This window comes from Streptomyces sp. NPDC054840, from assembly GCF_053611065.1.
The window spans coordinates 1-2,303 of record NZ_JBSGZP010000922.1 but is presented as its reverse complement, the minus strand read 5'-3'; the positions used below and the strand labels follow the sequence as shown (position 1 = coordinate 2,303).

2 protein-coding genes are annotated in these 2,303 nt (G+C 73.9%); both read right to left on the bottom strand.

Annotated features, from left to right (window positions below; all coding sequences use genetic code 11):
• Positions 1-862: polyprenyl synthetase family protein (locus tag ACWGIU_RS35980; protein WP_453712295.1), on the bottom strand; the 862-nt coding region annotated here is incomplete at its 3' end.
• Positions 859-2,238, bottom strand: coding sequence for a hydroxysqualene dehydroxylase HpnE (hpnE, locus tag ACWGIU_RS35975; protein ID WP_453712294.1), 1,380 nt, complete (start codon positions 2,236-2,238; stop codon positions 859-861). The genes ACWGIU_RS35980 and hpnE, both read right to left, overlap by 4 nt.
• Between the last annotated feature and the right edge of the window lie 65 nt (positions 2,239-2,303).

The following is a 2,303-nucleotide window of genomic DNA, read 5'->3' as shown; positions in this document are numbered from 1 at the left end:
AGGTCTGCTTGCCGGTCGCCTCCGGGTCGCCCCAGATGCCGAGCAGGTCGTCGACGGCCTGGAAGGCGAGGCCCAGGTGGTAGCCGTACTCCTCCAGCTTGTCGGCGGTACGGTCGTCCGCGCCGCCGAGCACGGCGCCGATGGAGACCGCGCAGGCGAGCAGCGCACCGGTCTTGTTGCCCTCCATCTCCAGGCACTCCTCGACGCTGACGCGCTCGCGGTGCTCGTAGGAGATGTCCTGCGCCTGGCCGTCGATGAGCTTGCGGCTGGCGGTGGTCAGCCGGCGGGTCGCGCGGCCCGCCTCCACGGTGCCGAGCTCCAGCAGCACCTCGTTGGCGAGGGCGAACAGGGCGTCGCCGACCAGGATCGCGAGGGCCGGTCCGTGCACCTTCCACACCGTGTCGCGGTGGCGGCGCTGCTCGTCGCCGTCCATCAGGTCGTCGTGCAGCAGCGAGAAGTTGTGCACGAGCTCGACCGCGACGGCGCCGGGGATGCCGACCTCGGCCGCGGCGCCCGCGGCCTCGGCGGAGAGCAGCGCGAGCGCGGGACGCACGGCCTTGCCGCCGTCGCCGTCCGCGACGTTGCCCTGGGCGTCGATCCAGCCGAAGTGGTAGGCGGCGACGGTGTCCATGGGCGCCGCGAGCCGGTCGACGGCGGCGCGGAGCGCGGGGGTCGACAGCGTCCGGCCGCGGTCCAGGAGTGCGATCGTGTCCGCCTTCTCCACGCCCCCTCCGGCTGTGCCCACACTGGCATCCGTGTTCTCGACAGCCGGGTTCCCCGGGTTCACTGGCTCTCCTCTTGTTCCTGTACGTGCTGTGCTCGTGGTGCTGGTGGTGCCGCTGCTACTGATGGTGCTCGTCATGCCGCCTCCTGCAGAGGGTGTTCGCGGTGGCGGCCGAGCGCGGCGAGTGCGGCGTGGGCCGCGCTCAGTCCGCTCCGGACGGCGCTCTCCATGGTCGCGGGCCAGCCCGTGGCAGTCCACGCACCGGCGAGGTAGAGCCCCGGCGTGTCGGTGCGCGCCCCGGGGCGCAGCCGGCCGACGCCGGGGGTGGGGGCGAAGGTGGCCGTCCGCTCCCGGGTGACGAAGAAGTCCCGTACCTTGGCGTCGCGCGCGGCGGGCAGCAGCCGCTCCAGCTCGGGCAGGTACTTGGCGCGCAGGACCGAGACGGGCTCGTCGATGTCGTCCTGGGCGACGGACTGGGACAGGGCCAGGTACTGGCCGCCGTCCGCGAGTCCGGAGGAGTCGGTGCGGTCGAAGACCCACTGGACCGGGGAGCCGAGTGCCGCGAAGAAGGGCTGCTTGAGCACCTTGCGGTCGTAGACCACGTGGACGTTGAGGATGGGCGCGGTACCGATGTCGAGGAGCTTGTCAGGGTCGGGGAGGGCGCCGGGGGGCAGCAGGCCGTGCGCCTCGCGCTGCGGGACGGCGAGGACGACGGTGCCCGCCTCCAGGCACTCCTCCTCGGTGTCGATCCCCCACGCCCCCTCGGCCATGCGCGAGATGTCCGTGACCCGGGCGCGCAGCTCGGTCCGTACGCCGGCCGCGTCGAGGGCCTTGCGTGCGAGGGTGTCGTGCAGTTCGCCCAGGGGTACCCGGGCCCAGCCGATGTCGGCGGCGCCCTTCTCGGAGAGCAGGCCGGTCTTGAAGACCATGGCGGCCAGGCCCAGCGAGGACTGTTCGGCGGTGGCGTTCAGGGTAGCGACGCCGACCAGGTCCCACAGGGCCTCGATCGTGCGGGCGGACTGCCCGTAGCGGCCGAGCCAGGTCGCGAAGTCCAGGCCGTCCAGCGCCGGGTCGGTGGGGTCCAGGCGGCGCAGCGCGAGAGCGGCGCGGCCGACGCTCAGGCGCTCGGCGAGGGAGAGGTGCGGGTAGCGGGCGAGCGATCCGGCCAGGTGCAGGGGCACGGGCAGGGCGCTGCGGCGCAGCCGGCCCAGGCGTGGACCGCCGGGGTGGGCGACGTCCAGGACGGGTACGTCGAGCCGGTCCTGCAGGGGCGCGAGGGCGGCGCCGTCGACGCGGTCGAGGAACCACCGGTAGGCGGTGCAGCACCGCAGGTAGACGTGCTGGCCGTTGTCGACGTCGAGGTCGCCGCGCTTGAAGGAGAACGCCAGCCCGCCGAGCCGGGGGCGGCTCTCCAGCAGGGTGACGCGGAGCCCGGCGTCGGCGAGTTCGAGGGCGGTGGTGACCCCGGCGAGTCCGCCACCCACGACGACGGCGTGCTGTTCGAAGCCGGTCATGCGCTCTCCCCCGTGGTGCGGTGGCCCTCCGGGCCGGCCGGACGGTCCTGAACGGGCGCCGCGGC